The sequence below is a fragment of the Bradyrhizobium commune genome (assembly GCF_015624505.1).
Taxonomy (GTDB): domain Bacteria; phylum Pseudomonadota; class Alphaproteobacteria; order Rhizobiales; family Xanthobacteraceae; genus Bradyrhizobium; species Bradyrhizobium commune.
In genome coordinates this window covers 1-20,741 of the sequence record NZ_CP061379.1, presented here as the reverse complement: position 1 = coordinate 20,741, position 20,741 = coordinate 1, and the positions used below count along the sequence as shown (strand labels likewise).

General features: G+C 65.6%; 16 protein-coding genes. 3 read left to right on the top strand and 13 right to left on the bottom strand.

All coding sequences use genetic code 11. The features are described from left to right. The first annotated feature begins 4 nt into the window (after positions 1-4). Positions 5-1,069: an AraC family transcriptional regulator gene (locus IC761_RS00080; protein ID WP_195801299.1), complete on the top strand. Its 1,065-nt coding sequence runs from the start codon at positions 5-7 to the stop codon at positions 1,067-1,069. A gap of 144 nt (positions 1,070-1,213) precedes the next feature. Then, positions 1,214-2,641: a serine hydrolase domain-containing protein gene (locus IC761_RS00075; protein WP_195801298.1), complete on the top strand. Its 1,428-nt coding sequence runs from the start codon at positions 1,214-1,216 to the stop codon at positions 2,639-2,641. 43 nt (positions 2,642-2,684) lie between these two features. On the opposite strand, the gene IC761_RS00070 is transcribed toward IC761_RS00075, so the two are convergent. Continuing rightward, positions 2,685-4,055, bottom strand: a complete 1,371-nt coding sequence (locus IC761_RS00070) for an MmgE/PrpD family protein (RefSeq protein WP_195801297.1) — start codon at positions 4,053-4,055, stop codon at positions 2,685-2,687. Between the two features lie 118 nt (positions 4,056-4,173). Between IC761_RS00070 and IC761_RS00065 the strand changes: the two genes are divergently transcribed. Next, the gene (locus IC761_RS00065) at positions 4,174-5,289 is read left to right on the top strand and encodes an FUSC family protein (RefSeq protein WP_195801296.1); all 1,116 of its coding nucleotides are present in this window, start codon (positions 4,174-4,176) and stop codon (positions 5,287-5,289) included. Here the strand turns inward: IC761_RS00065 and IC761_RS00060 are convergent, their stop codons facing one another. The 12 genes from IC761_RS00060 to dnaA all read right to left on the bottom strand — a co-directional run bounded on the left by IC761_RS00060 (position 5,290) and on the right by dnaA (position 20,741). Beyond that, on the bottom strand, positions 5,290-5,940 hold the full coding sequence (locus tag IC761_RS00060; protein ID WP_195801295.1) for a 2-hydroxychromene-2-carboxylate isomerase: 651 nt from the start codon (positions 5,938-5,940) through the stop codon (positions 5,290-5,292). After that, on the bottom strand, positions 5,937-6,425 hold the full coding sequence (locus tag IC761_RS00055; protein ID WP_195801294.1) for a DUF2867 domain-containing protein: 489 nt from the start codon (positions 6,423-6,425) through the stop codon (positions 5,937-5,939). The genes IC761_RS00060 and IC761_RS00055 overlap by 4 nt, the downstream gene beginning before the upstream one ends. Next, positions 6,422-7,816: an MATE family efflux transporter gene (locus tag IC761_RS00050; protein WP_195801293.1), complete on the bottom strand. Its 1,395-nt coding sequence runs from the start codon at positions 7,814-7,816 to the stop codon at positions 6,422-6,424. Before IC761_RS00050 ends, IC761_RS00055 begins: the two co-directional genes overlap by 4 nt. Positions 7,817-8,044: 228 nt before the next feature. Then, positions 8,045-9,340, bottom strand: coding sequence for a UDP-N-acetylglucosamine 1-carboxyvinyltransferase (gene murA / locus IC761_RS00045; protein ID WP_195801292.1), 1,296 nt, complete (start codon positions 9,338-9,340; stop codon positions 8,045-8,047). Positions 9,341-9,609: 269 nt separating this feature from the next. After that, entirely contained in the window at positions 9,610-12,045 is a 2,436-nt protein-coding gene (gyrB, locus tag IC761_RS00040; protein WP_195801291.1) for a DNA topoisomerase (ATP-hydrolyzing) subunit B, read from the bottom strand. Between the two features lie 281 nt (positions 12,046-12,326). Beyond that, positions 12,327-13,070 carry a hypothetical protein gene (locus IC761_RS00035; protein ID WP_195801290.1) on the bottom strand — a complete coding sequence of 248 codons (744 nt, stop codon included), beginning with the start codon at positions 13,068-13,070 and terminating at the stop codon, positions 12,327-12,329. Positions 13,071-13,098: 28 nt separating this feature from the next. Then, entirely contained in the window at positions 13,099-15,270 is a 2,172-nt protein-coding gene (locus IC761_RS00030; protein WP_195801289.1) for a hypothetical protein, read from the bottom strand. Between the two features lie 115 nt (positions 15,271-15,385). Further along, entirely contained in the window at positions 15,386-16,129 is a 744-nt protein-coding gene (locus IC761_RS00025; protein WP_195801288.1) for a hypothetical protein, read from the bottom strand. Between the two features lie 116 nt (positions 16,130-16,245). Next, positions 16,246-17,382, bottom strand: coding sequence for a DNA replication/repair protein RecF (gene recF, locus IC761_RS00020; RefSeq protein ID WP_195801287.1), 1,137 nt, complete (start codon positions 17,380-17,382; stop codon positions 16,246-16,248). An 88-nt stretch (positions 17,383-17,470) separates the two neighbouring features. After that, complete coding sequence (locus IC761_RS00015) at positions 17,471-17,836, bottom strand: endonuclease domain-containing protein (protein ID WP_195801286.1); 366 nt, start codon at positions 17,834-17,836, stop codon at positions 17,471-17,473. Between the two features lie 127 nt (positions 17,837-17,963). Further along, positions 17,964-19,082: a DNA polymerase III subunit beta gene (gene dnaN, locus IC761_RS00010; protein WP_195801285.1), complete on the bottom strand. Its 1,119-nt coding sequence runs from the start codon at positions 19,080-19,082 to the stop codon at positions 17,964-17,966. Positions 19,083-19,328: 246 nt separating this feature from the next. Then, positions 19,329-20,741: a chromosomal replication initiator protein DnaA gene (dnaA, locus tag IC761_RS00005; protein ID WP_195801284.1), complete on the bottom strand. Its 1,413-nt coding sequence runs from the start codon at positions 20,739-20,741 to the stop codon at positions 19,329-19,331.

Here is a 20,741-nt window from a genome sequence, read left to right as displayed (position 1 = left end):
ATCCATGTCACTTGCTTCGATCGATCTCGCATTGCGTGCCGCGACCGTGGCCCTGCTGCTGGTGCTGGCGGCCTCGCTGTTGCGCGACTTCCGCCATAGCGTGGCGGGACGCCTCACCATTGCGCTGGCGCTGGGGACCATCGCCCACGCCGTCACCTCGGAGATCGGCTCGACCGCGCCGGTCTCGATATGGCATGCGCCGCTGATCGCGCTGTCGACCGGCGATGCCGTGGTGCTGTGGCTGTTCACGCGCGCGTTGCTCGACGATTCATTCGTGCCGCGCTGGTGGCACGCGCTGATCTGGGCGGCGGTCTCGGCCTACAGTTTTGTCAGTTGCATGTGGATCGCGCCGGCGGTCCACGGCCGGCCGGCGATCATCGCGGTCAATCTGCTGGCGCTTTGCTTTATCGTGCTGGCGATAGCCCAGACCATCATCTCCTGGTCGGCCGATCTGGTCGAGCGCCGGCGTAATTTGCGGATTTTCATCGTCAGCGCAGCCTTGCTCTATGGCGGCGTCAATGTGCTGCTGCAGATATCGATATGGGGCAGGGATGACGCCGCGATCGCCAATGTCGTGAACGCGGCCATTCTTGCCGGTCTCGTCGCCGCGATCTGCTATGCGATGATGCAGGTCAATGCTGCGGACTTGTTTCCGGCGCCCGCCGAAGCCGTGACAAGCCTTCCCGCCCCGGCCGCAATTGCCGGGGATTCCAGCGCGGATCAGAAACTGGTCGATGCGCTGATGCGGCTGATGGCCGACGAGCGCATCTATCGTCACGACAACATCAGCATCGGCACGCTTGCCACAAAGCTCGGAATCCCGGAATACCGGCTGCGGCGGCTGATCAACCAGCGGCTCGGCTACCGCAACTTCAATGTGTTCCTCAACAACCACCGGATCGAGGAAGCCAAAGCCGCGCTCGCCGATCCGTCGCAGGCCGAAGTTCCCGTCATCACCATCGCGATGGATGCCGGCTTCCAGTCGCTCGGCCCGTTCAACCGCGCCTTCAAGGCGGTCACCGGCGTGACGCCGACGGAATACCGGCGGCTCAAGGCCGATGCGGCCTAGTTTTTAGGCTATTGAAATCACGGGATAATTTTGGAATCGGCTAGCCCCGGTCAGTTTCGATGCGGCCGTTTTCCAAATCCGGCGAGCGCGCGTCGCCCGTATCCGGCTTCCTCTCCACCACGCCCCTGAAGCTGGAGAAAGCCCGTGACCCGCCGCCGCAAGATCGTCCTCCTCACCACCACCATCGTCGCCGCCGGCCTCGCGCTCGGCGCGGCCCGGGCCCGCGACGTGCCGAAGGTCGCGACCGGCTTCATCGCCGACACGATCTGCTCGGAGACGTTCGTCTCCGGCCTCGATCCCAGCCGCAACCTCGCCGAGACCACCGATGCGATGCCGGGCGTGGGCCTCCTGACCTGGGCGATGGACTATCAGGTCGATCGCGCCCGCAAGGACGTCACGGTGACGCTGTTCGGTATCGGCCGCAGCCATGCGGTCTATCGCGAGGGCCTCGGCTGTACCCTCGAGCACGGCCAGGGGATCGTCGCCGTCGCGTTGCCGCCTGACGAGAAACAGCCAGCGTTGTTACCCGAGATCGCCGGCCCGGAACCCGTGCCGCCGCAAAGCGAGGGACTGTCCGCCGCGCTCGACCGTGCCTTCACCGAGCCCGCGCAGCCGCCCTACCGCCGCACCCGCGCGGTCGTGATCATGAAGGCCGGCCGCATCATCGCCGAGCGCTATGCCGATGGTGTCGGGCCGGAGACGCAGCTGCTCGGCTTCTCCATGACGAAGTCGGTGATGTCGGCGCTGACAGGCATTCTCGTGCGCCAGGGCAAACTCAAGCTTGATGGGCCCGCGCCAGTTGCGGCCTGGCAAAATCCCGACGATCCGCGTCATGCCATCACCGTCGATCAGTTGCTGCGTCACACCGCAGGAATTGCGCTCGGAAGCTCGTTGCAGGCCTCGCTCGGCTCCGCGCTCGAACCGGTCAATGTCATGAAATTCGCGGAAGACGACATGGCGACCTATGCCGCGAGCATGCCGCTTGCAACCGCGCCGGGCACGGTGTGGAAGTATCACGACGGCAATACCATCATGCTTGCGCATCTGATCCGCAATGCCGCCGGCGGCAAACCCGAAGATGCACTGCGCTTTGCGCACCACGAGTTGTTCGCGCCGCTCGGCATGAATCACGTCACGCTCCAGCTCGACGGTGCCGGCACGATCGAAGGCTCAAGCAAGATGCTGGCGTCCGCGCGCGACTGGGCGCGCTTCGGCCAGCTGTATCTCAATGACGGCGTCGCCGGCGGCAAGCGCATTTTGCCCGAGGGCTGGGTGAATTATTCGGCGACGGCGACGCCAAATGCCTGGGTCGGCATCGGCGCCGGCTTCTGGACCAACCAGGGCGACAGCTTTGGCGCGAATTTTCGCATCAAACATAGCTGGCCCCGCGATGCGTTCTTCGCCAAGGGCACGATCGGGCAGTACACGATCATCATTCCCTCGGAGAAACTGGTGATCGTGCGGATGGGTCGTTCGCCGAACGTGCCGCCGGAAGGGGATGGCGTGTTCGATCTCGTGCGCGATGTGGTTGCGACAACGCGCGAGACGGGGAAGCTGGCTGGAGCGAATTGACTTAACCTCTCCCCGTAAGAACGGGGGGAGGGAGAAGAGAGGTCTACTGCCTTCCCAGCTCCGTCGCCTTAGCCACGCGATCGAACCGCTCCAGCGTCATGATCGCATCGGCGAGCTTGTCGGCCCGTGCATTCAGCACGGGCCGCGCCAGCGTCAGAAACTTCTGCTGCATCGCCTGCGCGTCGGGGAACGAATTCGGCTCTCCGGACGGATCGGCGTAGAGCCGCTCATGCACGCCGTCATCCGTGGTGATGCTGACGCGTGCACCAAAGGGATGGGTGCGGCCGACCTCCAAGCGATCGTCCTGCACCACGTCGAACTTGTCGGCGAGGGCGTCGATCTCGGCATCGCCGAGACGGTTGTAATCGTCCCAGCCGAACGAGCCCTGGTCGAGCGCGAGCGCGCCGGTGAAGAACATCGAGAACTGGCCGCCGACGATCGATGTCGGATGCCGCTTGGTCGCGGCGTCGCCGGTCAGCGTGATGCCGTTCCGATGCAGCCCGATCTCGACGCGCTTGACCTGATCGGGCGTCAGATTGTGCTCGCGCCGCATCGCGATCAGCGCGTCGATCGCGGCGTGGGTGTAGCGGCAGCTCGGATACGGCTTCACGCCGATCTTCATGGTCTCATAGGTCTTGCCGAGGCCGGCCACCACCTTCTCGGGATGCGCGTCGTCGGTGTAGCCGGCGAGCAGGCCATGCTTGCCCTCGACCGATTCGGTCGCGCCGACGAAATCGTTGCGCGCGAGCGTCGCGGCGATCACGCCGTTCATCGCGGCGGCGCCGACCTGGTAGCGCTTGTTCCAGGCGCCGTTCATCAAAAATTGCAGCGAGCCCGCTGCCTGGCTGCCGGCGACGCCGAAGGCGGCGACGATCTGTGTCTCCGAAAGGCCGAACAGCTTTGCAGCCGCCGCGGCCGAACCATAGGTGCCGGCGGTCGCAGTCGGATGAAAACCGCGGGCATAATGCGAGGTCGGGTCGAGTGCGTTGCCGAGCCGGCAGCAGACCTCGTAGCCCGCGACGATCGCGGTCAACACGTCACGGCCGGAAGCACCGACCATCTCGCCGACGGCGAACGCGGCCGGGACCACCGGCGCGCTCGGATGCAGCGAGGAATCGGCATGCGTATCGTCGAAGTCGAGGGAATGGCCGAGCGCACCGTTGAGGAGGGCAGCCACCGCGGGCGTCCAGGTCTTGGCATCGCCGAATACGGTGGAGTCACCCTTGGTGTCGAGCGCCAGTGCTTCCAGCATCTTCAGCAGCGACGGGGTCGATTCCGCCTCTGACCTCGCCCGGATCGCGCTGCCGAGGAAATCCAGCGTCAGCACCTTGGCGCGATCCAGCACCTCCGCCGGAATATCGGCGAATTTCAGGTTTGCGACATAGGCGGCGAGCGTTGCGGTTTCGTGGGCCATCGTGTTTCCTCGTTTTGGCCGGCAAGTTAGGCGGGCTGATTTCGCCTTTCAAGCGGCCATGGGGCCGCGGGCATCAGCTATGCTTTTGGCTGGTTACGGGGATTGGGATAGTTTGACGATGGCCTTCGCAAAGCAGCTGTTCGAGCGGATCCGGTCGCGGCGGACGCAATTGGGGCTGGCGATCCGGGTCACGGTGGCGGCTGTGGCGGCCTATGTGATCGCGACCGCGCTGCATCTGTTGCTGCCGCTCTGGGCGGTGCTGACCTCGCTGATCGTGACCCAGATGAGTGTCGGTCGCTCGCTGAAGGCGACGCGCGACTACATGCTCGGCACCATCGGCGGCGCCCTCTATGGCGGCGCCATCGCCATTCTGCTGCACTATTCCAGCGAAGCCGGCCTGCTGGCGCTGCTGGTGCTCGCAGTCGCGCCGCTCGCCTTCATCGCCGCGATCAATCCGAGTCTCAACTCGGCCACCGTGACCGCCATCATCGTGCTGCTGGTTCCGACCATGCATCATTCCGATCCCTTGACCTCGGCGATTGATCGCATCAGCGAGGTCGGCGTCGGTGCCATCACGGGATTGCTCGTCTCCTTCCTGGTCTTGCCGTCGCGCGCGGTGCGGCAGATCCGCGCCAGCGCGGCAAAACTGCTCGAACTGATCGCGGATGCCTTCACCGAGCTGCTCGCCGGTCTGACGCGCGGCCGCGACAACGACGCGCTGCACCGGATCCAGGACGGCATCGGCACCGCCATGGTCGGCATGAACGCGATCGGCGCAGAAGCCGAGCGCGAGCGCTCCGCGCGGCTGTCGAGCGGTCCCGACACCGGCCCGCTGCTGCGCACGATTTTGCGGCTGCGCCACGACGTCGTGATGATCGGACGCGCCACCGTGGTGCCGCTGCCGGTCGAGGTGCAGACGCGGCTCGCAGGTCCGCTGACCGAAGTCTCGACCGTGATCGCGCGCTTCCTGCGTTCAGCCGCTTCAGCCCTGCGCGAAGGCGCCGGCGCGCCGGCGATCCATCCGGTCCACGTCGCGCTTCAGCATTACGCCGAGGCGGTCGCCGCGGTGCGCCAGGACGGCCTGATCCGCGGCCAGCCCGGCGACACCGCCGAGCGCTTCTTCGCGCTCGGCTTCTCGCTGGAGCAGATGCACCAGAATCTCTGCGATCTCGATCGCGTCGTGGGCGAATGGTCGGAAGCCGCGGCCGATGGACCGGTGAAGGTCGCGGAATAGCTACCGCTTCGCCAGCCCCTTGCCCTGCAAGCGCCAGAGCAGGAGATCGATGCGGTCCTGGCCGAAGAACGGCTCGTTCTCGAACACGAAGGTCGGCACGCCCCAATGGCCGCTCGCCGCGTGGTCCTTTTCGTTCTCGACGATCACCTGCTCGTAGCGATCGGGATCGGCGCTGATCGCGACGTCCATCGCGGCGAGATCGAAGCCGGCTGTCGCGGCGGCGCGCGCGAGGTGATCGCCCTCGTTCCAACCCGCCACCGAGCCGTCCCACAGCACGCGTGCGATCGCGTTGGTGAATGCGAGCGCGCGGCCTTCGAGCTGTGCCATGGCGCCGAGCCGGGTCAGTCGGTGGATGTAAGGCTGCTCAGCCGCAACATCGAACGTCGTCTTGTCCTGGACGATTGGATCGGGCCGCGGAAAGCGGAATGGAATGCCCTCGTGCTGCGCCACGCGCGTGCTGTCGAGCACCACATAGCGGATGAAGTTCGGGCTGGCCTTCTTGAAGAACCCGGGCACGCGCACCGCGAGCGGATAGACCGGCCGCAGGTTCACCGCGAGATCATGGTCCGCGACCAGCTTCAATGTCTTCGGCAGCGCCAGATAGCTGAAAGGGCTGCGAAAGGAAAAGAACAGGTCGACAGACAGCGTCATCGCGCCGGCTCCACGATGCATCCCATCATGCTACGTGCCACGAGCTTATGGAACGGCGTGATGAGCGCGAGGTAAGTCCGTCCGAGGAAATTGTTCGTTTTCACCAGAGTGGTCACGGTGACGTGGCGAAGCGTCGCTTCGCCGGCGACGTCGACCACGATACGGAAATCGAGATGATAGTCGTCGAAGCCGGCGACCAGACGCTCCGGCGTCTCGCTCACCACCGGGAACAGGCCAATCAGGCCGCCGGGCGCGTAGGCGCCTTCACCCGATTTTTTCAAGCCAAAGGGCGTCACCAGGACGTTGCGCAGGCGCGTCAGCGCATCGATCCAGCGCGGTCCGTGAAGCACCATTCGGGTGCAGGCCTCCCGGGCACTCAATGGCGTGGTGCCGACCTCGACGCGAAACGCGTCGATGAACTGCGCGCCTGACAGCACCATGCCGGCATCGACATCAGGGGTGATTTCACGAACGGATCCTGTCATCCCGCCAGTCTGCGCGTCAGCATCCGGAAGCGCAAGATCAAGAGCCCGGCATAGACGAACGATCCGATCGACAGTCCGATCCAGACGCCGACCGCGCCGAGATGGGCGTGGAAGGCGAGCATCCAGGCGATCGGGAAGCCGACGCACCAATAGCCGATCGCCGCGAACACCAGTGTCATCTGGGTGTCATTGAGGCCGCGCAGTGCGCCGCCCATGATGGTCTGGAGCGCGTCGGCGATGAAGAAGGTCGCGCCGACCAGCAAAAGTGTTGCGGTGAGCGCGACCGTTGGCGCGCTGGCCTCGCTGCCGCCGAAGAACAGCCGTCCCAGCGCGTAGCGGCCGAGCACGATGGCAATCGTCAGCGCGGCGACAAAGGCAATGCCGAGCAGCGCCGCGACCAGGCCGGCGCGCCGCACGGCGGCCGGCTCGTTGCGGCCGACAGCATGGCCGACCCGCACGGTCGCTGCCATGCCGATGCCGAGCGGCACCATGAACAACACGGCGGTGACCTGGAGTGCGATCTGGTGCGCGGCAAGGGCGGTGGTCGAGATCAGCCCCATCAGCAGCGCGGCCGAGGAGAACAGGCCATATTCCATCAGCATCGCAAACGAGATCGGCGCGCCGAGCACGACGAGCTCGCGCAGCAGCGGCCAGTCGATGCGCCAGAGTTGAGCGAGCGGGCGATAGCCGGCAAATGGCTTCCGCCATGCGACGATCGCGAGCGCGGCAACGAAGGTGCCGAGATTGACCAGCGTGGTGGCAAGCCCTGCGCCGAGCAGCCCAAGCTCGGGCAGGCCAAACAGGCCGTGGATCAGCGCATAGACCAGCGCGGCGTTGGCGGGGATCGCGGCCAGCGTGATCCACAGCGGCGATTGCGGCCGGTTCATCGCGCTCATCAGGCCGCGCAGTGCGACGAAGCCGAGCGCCGGCGCGATGCCCCAGGCGAGACCGTTCAGATAATGCTGGGCGAGACGCGCAGACTGCGGCGCCTGCCCTAGCGCCAACAAAATCTGCTCGCCATAGAGCGGCGAGGCCATCATCGGCAGCGAGATCAGCAGCGAGACCCACAGGCCGACGCGGAGAGATCGCCGCATCCGCCCGACATCGCCGGCGCCAAACGCCTGCGCGGCCAGCGGCGACACCGCGACGACGAGGCCGAGCCCGAAGGTGAAGCTGACGAAATAGACCGTGTGCGCCAATGCCGCAGCCGCGACCGCATCCTCGCCGAGCCGCCCGATCAGCGCCAGATCGGTCGTCATCATCGCCATCTGCCCGAGCTGCGTCAGCATCATCGGCACGGCCAGTCGCAGCGTCTCGACGAGTTCATCTGCGAGATGATTTTGCGGCACGCCGGCTTGCGGCTGCGGATGGGGTTGGATGGTGTCGAGCATGGCGGGCTCATTAGCACGGCCGCGCGTCGAAAGCATGGCCCCGAGAGCGAGACGGGTGAGGGGGCTCTATCCGCCAGCTCGGAATCGTAGGGTGGGCAAAGGCGCACTTGCGCCGTGCCCACCATCGATCAAAGACTTCGCAAGAAATGGTGGGCACGCTTCGCTTTGCCCACCCTACGATACTGTCGCTACGGCGAGCTCTCCCGCAAGGGAGAACGGAAAGAGCCTTCAACCCTTCCGCTCCGGCACGCGCCGGATCTTCGCGCCGAGCGCGTTCAGCCGTTCGTCGATGCGCTCGTAGCCGCGCTCGATCTGGTCGGCGTTGTTGATCGTCGAAGTGCCTTCGGCGCAGACCGCGGCGAGCAGCATCGCCATGCCGGCGCGGATGTCGGGCGAGATCATCGAGGCGCCGCGCAGGCGGCTCGGACCTGCGATGATGGCGCGATGCGGGTCGCACAGCACGATGCGCGCGCCCATCGCGATCAGCTTGTCGACGAAGAACATCCGCGATTCGAACATCTTCTCGAACATCAGGATCACGCCCTCGCATTGCGTGGCGGTGACGATCGCAATCGACATCAGATCGGCCGGGAAGGCCGGCCAGGGCTGGTCCTCCAGCTTCGGCACATGGCCGCCAAAATCGTCCTGGATCTTCAGCGTCTGGTTCGACGGCACGATCAGATCGTCGCCCTCGACCCGGCAGACGATGCCGAGCCGCTCGAAACCCATGCGGATCGAGCGCAGATGCTCGACGCCGGCGCGCACGATGCGGAGCGGCGAGCGCGTCACCGCGGCAAGCCCGATCAGCGAGCCGACCTCGATATGGTCGGGCTGGATCGCATAGGTCGCTTCCCCCAGCGTGGCCGGGCCATGGATCACCATGGTGTTGGTGCCGATGCCTTCGATTCTGGCGCCGAGCGCGACCAGGAAATTGGCGAGGTCCTGCACGTGCGGCTCGGAGGCCGCGTTGCGCAAGTAAGTGACGCCGTCGGCCGCGACCGCCGCAACCAGCGCGTTCTCGGTCGCGGTGACGCTCGGCTCGTCCAGGAATACGTCGGCGCCGGTGAGCTTTGGCGCGCGGAATTCAAGCCGGTCGGTCGCAGTGACCTTTGCGCCCAGCTGCTCCAGCGCCAGCACATGGGTGTCGAGCCGGCGCCGGCCGATGACGTCGCCGCCGGGCGGCGGCAGCATCACCTCGCCGCAGCGGGCGAGCAGGGGACCTGCGAGCAGGATCGAGGCGCGGATGCGGACGCAGAGATCGGGATCGAGGTCGGCGGCACGGATGCTCTTGGCATGGATCACGAGCGTATTGCGCGAGCTCCATTCCGCCGACGCGCCGACCGAGCGGATCAGCTCGACCAGCGTCTCCGTGTCGCGGATCCTCGGCACGTTCTGGAGCGTCACCGGATGCTCGGTGAGCAGCGCGGCCGCGATGATCGGGAGCGCCGAATTCTTGTTGCCGGACGGCTCGATCGAGCCCGAGAGCCGGTGACCGCCCTCGACGATATATTGGATGGGCGCCACGGTGGGTCTCTCCGTCCTGTTGCGGTTGGGGCGGGCTGCTTTGAGGGCGGAAACTACCGAGAATCGTGCGCAGTAGCAATTCGGGCTTGATCGTCACCACGAAGGAGGTGCGCTCCCTCTCCCGCATGCGGGGGAGGGCTGGGGAGGGGGTGTTTCCGCGGTGGGATTGTCGAAACTGACGGAGAATGTCCCGGGCGGAGAGAGCCCTCACCCGCCGCGCTCAGCGAGCGCGTCGGCCTCTCCCGCAAGCGGGAGAGGCACAGAACGCCTCAGATATCGATCGTCGCGCTCAGCGAATGTTCCTGGATGAAATCGCGGCGCGGCTCGACCACGTCGCCCATCAGCTTGGTGAAGATGTCGTCGGCCTCGTCGACCTCCTTGACCTTCACCTGAAGCAGCGAGCGGACGTCGGTGTCGAGTGTGGTCTCCCAGAGCTGCTCCGGATTCATCTCGCCCAGACCTTTGTAGCGCTGGAGCGTGATGCCCTTGCGGCCGGCTTCGGTCACCGCCTCGAACAGGTCGACCGGGCCGTGAACGGGGTGCTCGGCGTCCTTGCGTCGCAGCTTGCCGGAACGGGCATAGACGTCCTGGAGCTTCGTCGTGAATTCGTCGAGCTTGCGGGCCTCGACCGAGCCGAGCAGTGCGTCGTCGATGATCGCGGCCTCCTTGACGCCACGCACGGTGCGCTCGAACAGAAAACCCTGGCCCTCGACGAATTGCCCGACCCAGCCGCGCTCGACCTCCTCGGCCTGGTTGTCCAGCCGGCCCGCGATGTATTGCGCCGCGGCCGCCGCCTTCTCGGGATCGCCGTAGATGTCCTTGTTCAGCACGCCGGTGATGGCGGCCTGCTCGACCACCTTGCGGTTATAGCGGCTGTGCAGATTGCGCAGGATGCTGCGGACGATTCGCGCGTCGTCGACCAGCGCGCGCAAATCGCGGCCCGAGCGGTCGCCGCCGGTGCCCGGAATATACACGCAATCGTCGAGCCCTGCATCGATCAGGTAATCTTCCAGCGCGCGCTCGTCCTTCAGGTATTGCTCGGACTTGCCCCGCGAAACCTTATAGAGCGGCGGCTGGGCGATATAGAGATAGCCGCCATCGATGATGTCGCGCATCTGCCGGTAGAAGAAGGTGAGCAAGAGCGTGCGGATGTGGGCGCCGTCGACGTCGGCGTCCGTCATCACGATGATCTTGTGATAGCGCAGCTTCTCGATCGAGAACTCTTCGCTGATGCCGGTGCCGAGCGCGGTGATCAGCGTGCCGATCTGCTCGCTTCCCAGCATCTTGTCGGAGCGGACGCGTTCCACGTTCAAGATCTTGCCGCGGAGCGGCAAGACGGCCTGGAATTCGCGGTTGCGGCCCTGCTTGGCGCTGCCGCCTGCCGAGTCACCCTCGACGATGAACAGCTCTGACTTCGCCGGATCCTTTTCCTGGCAGTCGGCGAGCTTGCCGGGCAGCGAAGAGACCGAGAGCGGGCTCTTGCGCGTCAGCTCGCGCGCCTTTCGCGCGGCTTCGCGGGCGGCAGCCGCCTGGATCACCTTGCCGACGATCATCTTGGCCTCGGACGGGTGTTCCTCGAACCAGGCCTGCAGCGCCTCGTTGAGCACGTTCTCGACCACGGGCCGGACTTCCGAGGACACCAGCTTGTCCTTGGTCTGCGACGAAAACTTCGGGTCCGGCACCTTCACCGACAGCACGGCGGTGAGACCTTCGCGGCAATCGTCGCCGGTCAGCGCGATCTTTTCCTTCTTCGCGTTGGCCTCGGCATAGCCGTTGACCTGGCGCGTCAGCGCGCCGCGGAAGCCGGCGAGATGGGTGCCGCCGTCGCGTTGCGGGATGTTGTTGGTGAAGCACAGCACGTTCTCGTGGTAGCTGTCGTTCCACCACAGCGCGGCCTCGACGCCGATGCCGTTGGCCTCCGCGCGCACCATGATCGGGGTGGGCACCAGGGCCTTCTTGTTGCGGTCGAGATATTTGACGAATTCCTCGACGCCGCCGGAATAGTGCATCTCCTCGCGCTTCTCTACCGCGTGACGCATGTCGGAGAGAGCGATGTTGACGCCGGAATTGAGGAAGGCGAGCTCGCGCAGGCGATGCTCGAGCGTTGCGAAATCATATTCGATGTTCTTAAAGGTCTCGGGCGAGGCGAGGAACGTCACCTCGGTGCCGCGCTTGCCCGGCGCGTCGCCGACGACGACCAGCGGCGCCACCGCGTCGCCATGGGCGAACTCGATGTAGTGCTCCTTGTTGTCGCGCCAGATCCGCAGGCCGAGCTTGCTCGACAGCGCGTTCACCACGGAGACACCGACGCCGTGCAGACCGCCGGAGACCTTGTAGGAGTTCTGGTCGAATTTTCCGCCGGCGTGGAGCTGGGTCATGATGACCTCGGCCGCCGAAATGCCCTCGCCCTTGTGAATGTCGACGGGAATGCCGCGGCCGTCGTCGCGCACGGTGACGGAATTGTCGGCGTTGAGCACGACGTCGACGCGCGAGGCGTGGCCCGCCAGCGCCTCGTCGATCGCGTTGTCGACGACCTCGTAGACCATGTGGTGCAGGCCCGAGCCGTCGTCAGTGTCGCCGATATACATGCCCGGACGCTTGCGGACGGCATCGAGCCCCTTGAGCACACGGATCGATTCCGCCCCGTAATCGCTCGGATTTGAGGGCTCGTTTTCGGCAGGCGTCTGCCGAGCAGGTTCTGTCATGAGAGGCCTTCGAGATGTCGCCCGAATCAGCCGCGCAAAAGGCGCTGATTGCAGAGCTATTTGTGCCATGAAAGAGGGATTGCGCCTAGCGCAAAGTATCTTCCAGCAACCCTTTGATCAGATAGGATTTTTTTACGGGTTTTCAAGGTTCGCAAAGGCCGATTCTGCGGCTAGAGAAAAGCCCGATTCGAGGCCCGGTTTTTAGTCCTTGAAGGCGTGGATTTTGCGGGCGGAGAAGCGCGTTCCGAGGCGCCGTGGCGCCGCGGAACAGGCCACTGGGTTCAGTAGATCTGATCCGGCTCCTTGTCGTCGTTACCCAAGCTGAGGGACCAAGTCTCGCCTGAGGCCACGGTGATGCTACAGGTGCGGACCGGATAGCCCGACACGATCAGTTCGTAGGAATACGTGCCGGGCGGCAGATCGAGCGTTTGCGGGTGATTTACGCCGCCCGCGATCTTGATGGTCTGATCGTTGATCGTGAGCGAGGCCACGTCCGGCACGAGATAGCCGAAGATCAGCCGTGCCTGTCCGGGCATCGGCAGGAAGTTGGCCTTGGCCGCGGCCTCCGTATTCCGTTGCACCAGGCTGACCGTGGTCTCGTCCTCCGCGCGGCCAAGCTTCAGTGTGGCCGGCCCCTTGGGGGAGGCGAAGGCGAGCTGCACATGATCGGCGGCAACCACAGCGCCATCCGACTTTTCCTCCCAGCCGCGCTTTGCGAGCTCCGTGCGGTAGAATGCGAGCACATCGCCGAGCTGGGCCTGCACACGGCCTTCGAGTCCGACCCGCAGCGGGACTTCGATGCCGGTCGCATGGGTGGTGCTGGATCTGAAGAAGCTGTGTTGCTTCGGCACCGGCAGGTCGGCGTCGGGATCCGCCGGTGTGAGTGCGGCCGAACTTTGCGGTGATGGATGCGGCAGCCATCCGCCAGCGCTTGCTGCGATCAGGCCGCCCGCGAGAAGAGCCAGCCCGCACAGCGGTAGCAACCACCGTGCCGGACCTCTCATCACACGCCTTACCGTCGTCATGTTCGTTCTCGCATCAGGGCCCGCTGGATCAGTACATCTGCAGCGGCAGCGCCTCGCCGGTCGGACCCACCATCAGGCCCCAGGCATCGCCGGCAGCGATGTCGATGGTGTCGTTGCGGGCCGGTCGGCCAGCCATTTTCAGCGAATATTGGTATTTGCCAGGCGGCAAATCGAGCATCGGCCCTTTCGGCGACCGCGGGCCACCGGCGCCGGCCGCAACCTTGATGGTCTGCTTGTTGATGGTGAGCACAGCTTCCTGGCTGCCCATATTGCCGAGCATCAGCCTGGCCTGGCCGGGCTTCGGCATGATGTCCGCCTTGGTCGCAGCTTCCGGGTTCTTCTGGACGAGGTTGATTGATGTCTCATCCCTGGCGCGGCCAAGCTTCAACACGGCCGGCCCCTGTGGGGACGCGAAGGCGAGTTGCACGCGGTCGGCGGTCGTTACCGCGCCTTCAGGCTTCTCCTGCCAGCCGAGCTTTGTAAGCTCGCTGCGATAGAACGCCAGCACGTCGCTGAGCTCGGCCGGCACGCTGGCGTCGAGCTCGCGGCGGAACGGCGCCTCGATGCCGGGCAGTTTTGCCGTGCCAAGTGAAGTCGACGTGCGCTGCTTCGGCACCGGCAACGCTGAGTCCGGGTCCGCTTCCAGCGGGGCGGACGCTTCGGCCTGGGCGCCGACGGAATCGTTGCTCGCCGGTTGGCTGGTGGGGGCAGGCTTGGCGGCAGCCACCCTCAGGCCGGATCCGTTGGCGCTGACATTTACCTTTGGACCCATCTGCATCAACGTCATCGAGATCGACTTGCCCGCCTTGGCGAACTCCATCACCGCCATGTTCGGCTGGTCGATCACAGAGGGCTCCTCCTTCCAGCCCGCTGGCTTCAGCGCCGCACGGTAAAAGGCCGCAAGCGCTTTGACGCTTGAGCTGGAGTTGAATTCGAGTCGGCCGTCGCCAGACTCCACCTCCTGCGCGTTCTCGGGCACCGGCAGCGGCGTATTGCTGCCTGAGAGCGCCTGCAACGGCACATCGGAGAGCGTGGCGGCCTGCGCCTTGCGACGGGCCGCGTCGTCGGCGAGGACCTGTTTCGTCATCGCCCCCGCGTCCTTCATGAATTGGTCATCGGCGTCCTTCTTCGCCTTGGCGCGCGCGGCGAGCACGCTCTCTTTCACCTGTGCGGTCAGACGGACCATGGTGAAATCGTATTTGCGGCCAAGGTGCAGTACGCCATTTTCCTCAGGTGAGGAGAATTTCAGTGCGACCTCGTCGCCGGGGGCAAGAGGCGCGCTTCCCTGTTCGGTCCAGCCGCGCGCGGCAAATTCGCGATGGTAGAAGGCGAGCACAGCGGGCAGATCGGCAAGGGCCGCGACGATCAGCTCGCGCGTGGCGGTTTGGGCGTTGCCCCTGCCCGAGGACGATTTGAACGGTTTCGGTTCCGGCAGGCCGGCCGCATCGCCGGCCTCGAGATCAGTGGGCAGCGCGAACGGCGCGATCCTGATCTCGACATTGGTCCGGCCGTCGTCGCGGCGGGTCAGCGTCAGCATCACCGGCTTCTGCTTGTAGAACTGCGTCGAGTCGCCGTCGGGGTGGTCGAAGAAGGTACGTATGCCGTTCGGTACGGTCTCGCTCAGGTCCGCATTTGGCCAGCTTGCAGTTGTTTCCGGCGTGAGCTTGCGCCAGCCGATGGCGGCCATTTCTTTCGCGTAGAAATTCACCGTTGCGTCGAAAGCGCCGGGTGCGATGCAGCCGAGATAGGGCCGGGTCTCGTCGAACACCAGATCGATCGCGCCGTCCGGGAACGGGACGTTCGAATAGATCCGGTTCGGGCTGTAGGTGACCGCGGATTGGTCGGGCCGGCCGAGGCCCTGCGTGAAGGAGACGGACAGTCCCTGCCGACCCTTCTTGAAGACGAGACCGGTGTTGGTCTCGTCGAGCGGACGGACATAGGGCACCCAGCCCTCAGTGCTGAGCATCTTCTTCACGGCCGCGGTCGTCACTGCGACCACGGTCGGCACGCCATACTGCACCCGGTTGGGATCCGGGCGCGAATGGTCCTCGATCGCGCCTTGCAGCATCGGCAGTGTGTGAACGTCGACATAGCCAGCGTCGAATGGCGCCGCTCGCGCAGGACTAGCCACCAACAACAGGCCGCAGGCAAGCAGCCGCCAGCGTGCCGGGGCTCGCGTCCCGTGCTTGATCATCGACATCTGAAAAACTCCTGGATTTCGCGTGGGTCGGTCCTCGCGCGATTGCTGGCTGCGGCACCGTCGACGCGGCCTCAGGCGACTAGTCGCGGCGGGAACTCGTGAGGTTCAAAAAAGCTCAATACAGCAGCAGTGGCGACCATGCCTCTCCGTCGCGCCCGACCGTGAGCTCCCAGGTATCCCCGGCCGCGAGGTTGAGGACGTTCGTGGTGGCTGGATGACCCGGGATGCTCAATTGGTAGGAATATTTGCCGGGCTGCAGATCCAGCGATACCGCGTTGGCGCCGGTCGGGCGCTTGATGGTCCGCGCGTTGATCGTGAGCGCGGCTTCCGTCTCGCTGATATTGGAGAACACCAGCTTCGCCTGGTCGGGCTCGGGCAGGACGTTCCCCTTGATCGCGACATCCTGGTTGCGCTGCACGAGATTGACGACGGTGCTGCTGTCCCTGCGGCCGAGCTCGAGCATTCCCGGCCCTAGCGGGGAGACGAAGGCGACCTGGACGTGATCGGCGGCGACCAGCGCGCCATCCGGCCTTTCCTGCCAGCCGCGCTTTGCGAGCTCCGTGCGGTAGAAGGCGAGAACGTCGCTGAGCTCCGCGGGGATGGTGGCTTCGAGCGTGATGCGGAGCGGCGCTTCAACGCCGCGGATGATGGTGGTGTGGGTCCCTCTGAAGCTGTACCGGGTCGGCGCGGGCAGGGTGGACTCCGGATCCGGCGTCAGCGCCGACGAGAACAGCGGCGCGAGATGCGGCATCCAGGCGCTGGCGGTGGCCGCAAGCAGGCAGCTTGCGAGGAAGGCGAGGCCGCACCCAAACGCTCGCCATCGTGCTGGAACTCTCGCTCCGAGCCTTGCCGTCCGCATGGTCACTCCTCAAGGACATCGCGCGCTGTGAGATCGCCGCGATGGAACGGCTGCGACACCGCCGGCACGGCCTCAGGGAGCTAGTCGTGACCTGAACGAGGCAGGTTCAATGGCGATCAGCGGCGCGCCGACACGCGTCCGCTCTCGACGTCAAACATCTCGCCGTCCGCGCCAATCTCGGCAAACGCGGCCGGGTCCGCGCCGGTCAGCCACACCTGTGCGCCGAGCTTGCGCAGCTCGTCGAACAGCGCGGCGCGGCGGCTCGGATCGAGATGGGCGACGACCTCGTCGAGCAGCAGCAGCGGCACGATGCCGGTCATCTCGGCGACCAGCGTCGCGTGTGCCAGCACGAGGCCGATCAGCAGCGCCTTCTGCTCGCCGGTCGAGGCATCGCGCGCCGGCACGCTCTTCGGCGCATAGATCACCCGGAGGTCGGTCAGATGCGGCCCGTCGGTGGTGCGGCCGGCGATGGCGTCGCGCGGGCGGTTGTCGCGCAGGATCTGGCGGTAGCGGTCCTCGACCGACGTCGCGGTCTCGGTCAGCAGCGCATTCTCCATCCATCCGTCGAGTGCGATCTGCGCCGATGGAAACGCGGATTGTTGCGCGCGCGCATTCAGCATGCCTGTGAGCCGTGCCGCGGTCTGGCCGCGGGTTGCTGCGACTGCGACCGCGAGCTCGGCGGTCTCGCGCTCGATCGCGTCGCACCAATGGTCGTCGTAATTGCGCGTCTCGAGCAGGCGGTTGCGCGAGCGCAAGGAACGTTCCAGTGCCGAGATGCGGCTGGAATGCTCGCTGTCGATCGCCAGCACCAGGCGGTCGAAGAAGCGCCGCCGCTCCGACGCACCGCCCATGAACAGCCCGTCCATCGCCGGCGTCAGCCACACCATGCGGATGTGGTCGCCGAACGCCGTCGCCGAACTCACAGGCTCGCGGTCGATGCGGCAGCGGCGGGTGATGGCGTTATCAGCGCGCGGCGCATCGATGCCGGTGCCGAGCGTGGCAAGCCCCAGCGCGCCCTCGACCTGCGCCGAGACCGCCCAGGAGCCGTCGCCCTGGTTGTCGGCGACGTCTTCCAGCGTCGCGCGCCGCAAGCCGCGGCCGGGCGAGAGAAACGAGATCGCCTCGATGCAATTGGTCTTGCCCGCCCCGTTCGGCCCGACCAGCGCCACCATGTCAGCCGCCGCCTCGAGCCCCGCCGCCCGATAATTGCGAAAATGCGTCAGCGTCAGGCGATGAATGCGGGAGGGGGTCATCGTTTATTCGTTATGGACGGATTCTTCCCCTCTCCCCCTGTGGGAGAGGGTGGCGCCTCACGAAGTGAGGCGACGGGTGAGGGGTATCTTACCGCCCGGCAAGCTTTGCAAGGATATCCTCCAGGACGGAAGTGGACTGCTGTAGCACGTCGTTGTTCCAGTAACGGGCTATCAGAAATCCCTCGGCTGCAAGGATTGCATCCCGGGCCGTATCGCTTTGCGATTCGGCGTGCTGACTTCCGTCGATCTCGATCACAAGGCGCTTCTCGAAACAGACAAAATCGAGAATGTAGTTCTTGAAAGGGGTCTGCCTGCGAAACTTGAAGTCCGATAGGCGCCGTTCCCTGAGCAGCCGCCACATCGCAGCTTCTGCATCGGTCGGCTTGTGCCGCATGTTCTTCGCGAATTGGCGGAGATGTTTGGGGACTTGCCGATGGGACGGCTCTTGCGGCACTAACCCCTCACCCAACAGAGTGTGTGTCCGCCAGCGGCGTAGCCCTCTCCCACAAGGGGAGAGGGCGCAGCAACGGGCATCGCGTTAGGCATCAGAAGCAGGGTGTGCCGCGGAGGGAGCACCTCCCTCACACCCGCATCGGCATCAGCACATACAGCGCGCTCTTGTCGTCCTTGTCCTGCACCAGCGTCGGCGAGCCGGGGTCGGCGAGCTTCAGGGTTGCGACGTCGCCTTCGATCTGGGCGGCGATGTCGAGCAGGTAGCGGGAGTTGAAGCCGATATCGAGGGCGTCGGAGGCGTATTCGACCTCGATCTCCTCGGTGGCGCTGCCGGAATCCGGATTGGTCACCGACAGCACCAGCTTGCCCGGCGACAGCGACAGTTTCACCGCCCGGCCGCGCTCGCTCGAGATCGTCGAGACGCGGTCGACCGCGTTCTCGAAATCCTTCTTGTCGACCACGAGCTCCTTGTCGTTGCCCTGCGGGATCACGCGGCCGTAGTCGGGGAAGGTGCCGTCGATCAGCTTCGAGGTCAGCACCACGTTGCCGATGGTGAAGCGGATCTTGGCCTGCGACAGCTCGATCGTGACTTCGGCCTCGTTGTCCTCGATCAGGCGCTGCACCTCGCCGACGGTCTTGCGCGGCACGATCACGCCGGGCATGCCCTCGGCGCCCTTGGGCTGCACCAGATCGAGCTGGGCGAGGCGGTGGCCGTCGGTGGCGACGCCGCGCAAGGTCGCGGCCTTCGCGGAGCCTGCGGCATGCAGATAGATGCCGTTGAGATAATAGCGTGTCTCTTCGGTCGAGATCGCGAACTGGGTGCGGTCGATCAGCCGCTTGACGTCCTTGGCGGCGAGATTGAACGAATGCGACATGTCGCCGGCGGCGAGATCCGGAAAATCATTCTCGGGCAGGGTCTGCAGCGTGAAGCGCGAGCGGCCGGCGCGGATCGCGAGCACGGCGCGGTCGCCGTCGGCTTCCAGCACGATCTGCGAGCCGTCAGGCAATTTGCGCACGATGTCGTAGAACATGTGCGCCGGCACCGTGGTCGAGCCGGCGGTGGCGGTTTCCGCCGGCAGCGTCTCCGTCACCTCGAGATCGAGGTCGGTCGCCTTCAGCGACAATTTGGCGTTCTCGGCGCGGACCAGCACGTTGCCGAGGATCGGAATCGTGTTGCGGCGTTCGACCACGCGGTGGACATGGCCAAGCGACTTCAGTAGCTGCGCGCGTTCGACCGTAACCTTCATTGCACTACTCGCCCGATCCCCAAGATGAAAAAGCCGGACGGCCAGAAGCGCGCCGCGGCACCGAAGACCCGAAAGGCCGGATCATCCAGCCGATATGACCAAAGCCCTCAGGGTCGCGCAAGGTGGCGCGGAAAGTCATCCGTTTCAAGGGATTGCGGGCCAGTTCCCCACGATTTACCCGCAGAAACGAAGACCGCCGCCCAGGCGTGGCCGGGGCGGCGGGAGCGTAGGAAAAAGCCTAGGCGTTTATTCCTGAAGCTGACGCTTCAGCGACTCGACTTCCTCGGACAGCGCATTGTCCTTGGAGACCAGTGCCTCGATCTTGCGCACGGCGTGCAGCACCGTGGTGTGGTCGCGGCCTCCGAAGCGGCGGCCGATCTCGGGCAGCGAGCGCAGGGTCAGCGTCTTGGCGAGGTACATCGCCACCTGGCGCGGGCGCACCACATTGGCGGTGCGGCGCGAGGACAGCAGGTCGGAGCGGCTGACATTATACTGCCGCGCCACCACGCGCTGGATGTCCTCGATCTTGATTCGCTTCGGCTCCTGCGGCCGGATCAGGTCGCGGACCTCGTGCTCGGCCATCTCCAGCGTCACCGGCCGGTTGTTGAGCTTGGAGTGCGCCAGGAGCCGGTTGATCGCGCCTTCGAGATCCCTGCCGTTATGGGTGATGGCGCGGGCGAGATAAGTCAAAACTTCTTCCGGCACGTCGAAGGTGGCGTGATGGCTGCGGGCGGCTCCGACGCGCGACTTGAGAATGCCGAGCCGCAGCTCCTCGCCGAGCGAGCCCATCTCGACCACGAGGCCGCCGGCCAGGCGCGAGCGCACGCGATCGTCCAGGCTCTCGAGGTCGGACGGCGGACGATCGGCCGCGATCACGACCTGGCGGCCGGCATCGATCAGCGCGTTCAGCGTGTGGCAGAACTCGGCCTGCGTCGACTTGCCTTGCAGGAATTGCAGGTCGTCGATGACAAGCACGTCGATGCCGCGCAGCGCTTCCTTGAAGGCGAGCGCCGTCTGCGTCTTCAGCGCGGCGACGAAGCCGTACATGAACTTCTCCGCGGTGAGATACAGCACCTTGCGCTCGTTGCCGGAATTGCCGGCCCAGGTCACCGCCTGCAACAGATGGGTTTTGCCGAGGCCAACACCGGCATGGATGTAGAGTGGGTTGAACATGACGGGATCGCCGCGGCGACCTTCGGCAACCTGGCGCGCGGCCGCATGCGCCAGCGTGTTGGAGCGGCCGACCACGAAGCTCGCAAAGGTCAGGCGCGGATCGAGCGGCGAGCCGCCGAGCGCATCATGATTGGCGGAGACCGGCGCGGTCGCCGTCGAACGCAGCTCCGGCGCAGGCGCACGGCGCGCCTCGACCGGCGCGGGCGCTTCCTTCGGCTGCACCACCGGGCGCACCGCGGAGCGGACCGTGAGATCGATGCGATGCACTTCCGGCATCTCGGCCTGCCAGCAGGACAGCACGCGCTCGGCGTAATGGGCCTGGATCCAGCTCTTCAGGAAGCGGGTCGGCACCGAGAGCCGCACGCTCTCCTCCTGCACGCCTTCGAGATCCATGCGGGCAAACCAGCTCGTATAGACGTCTTCGCCGACGTTCGAGCGCAGCCGACTCTTCACGCGTGACCAGCGATCCTGTTCCAATGTCGTCAT

What these genes read in the sequence shown, in the direction of transcription:
- IC761_RS00080 (WP_195801299.1), top strand. Translation starts at nt 5, where the DNA reads ATGTCACTTGCTTCGATCGATCTCGCATTGCGTGCCGCGACCGTGGCC.
- IC761_RS00070 (WP_195801297.1), bottom strand. Translation starts at nt 4,055, where the DNA reads ATGGCCCACGAAACCGCAACGCTCGCCGCCTATGTCGCAAACCTGAAA.
- IC761_RS00065 (WP_195801296.1), top strand. Translation starts at nt 4,174, where the DNA reads ATGGCCTTCGCAAAGCAGCTGTTCGAGCGGATCCGGTCGCGGCGGACG.
- IC761_RS00060 (WP_195801295.1), bottom strand. Translation starts at nt 5,940, where the DNA reads ATGACGCTGTCTGTCGACCTGTTCTTTTCCTTTCGCAGCCCTTTCAGC.
- IC761_RS00055 (WP_195801294.1), bottom strand. Translation starts at nt 6,425, where the DNA reads ATGACAGGATCCGTTCGTGAAATCACCCCTGATGTCGATGCCGGCATG.
- IC761_RS00050 (WP_195801293.1), bottom strand. Translation starts at nt 7,816, where the DNA reads ATGCTCGACACCATCCAACCCCATCCGCAGCCGCAAGCCGGCGTGCCG.
- gyrB (WP_195801291.1), bottom strand. Translation starts at nt 12,045, where the DNA reads ATGACAGAACCTGCTCGGCAGACGCCTGCCGAAAACGAGCCCTCAAAT.
- IC761_RS00035 (WP_195801290.1), bottom strand. Translation starts at nt 13,070, where the DNA reads ATGACGACGGTAAGGCGTGTGATGAGAGGTCCGGCACGGTGGTTGCTA.
- IC761_RS00030 (WP_195801289.1), bottom strand. Translation starts at nt 15,270, where the DNA reads ATGTCGATGATCAAGCACGGGACGCGAGCCCCGGCACGCTGGCGGCTG.
- IC761_RS00025 (WP_195801288.1), bottom strand. Translation starts at nt 16,129, where the DNA reads ATGCGGACGGCAAGGCTCGGAGCGAGAGTTCCAGCACGATGGCGAGCG.
- recF (WP_195801287.1), bottom strand. Translation starts at nt 17,382, where the DNA reads ATGACCCCCTCCCGCATTCATCGCCTGACGCTGACGCATTTTCGCAAT.
- dnaN (WP_195801285.1), bottom strand. Translation starts at nt 19,082, where the DNA reads ATGAAGGTTACGGTCGAACGCGCGCAGCTACTGAAGTCGCTTGGCCAT.
- dnaA (WP_195801284.1), bottom strand. Translation starts at nt 20,741, where the DNA reads ATGACGACATTGGAACAGGATCGCTGGTCACGCGTGAAGAGTCGGCTG.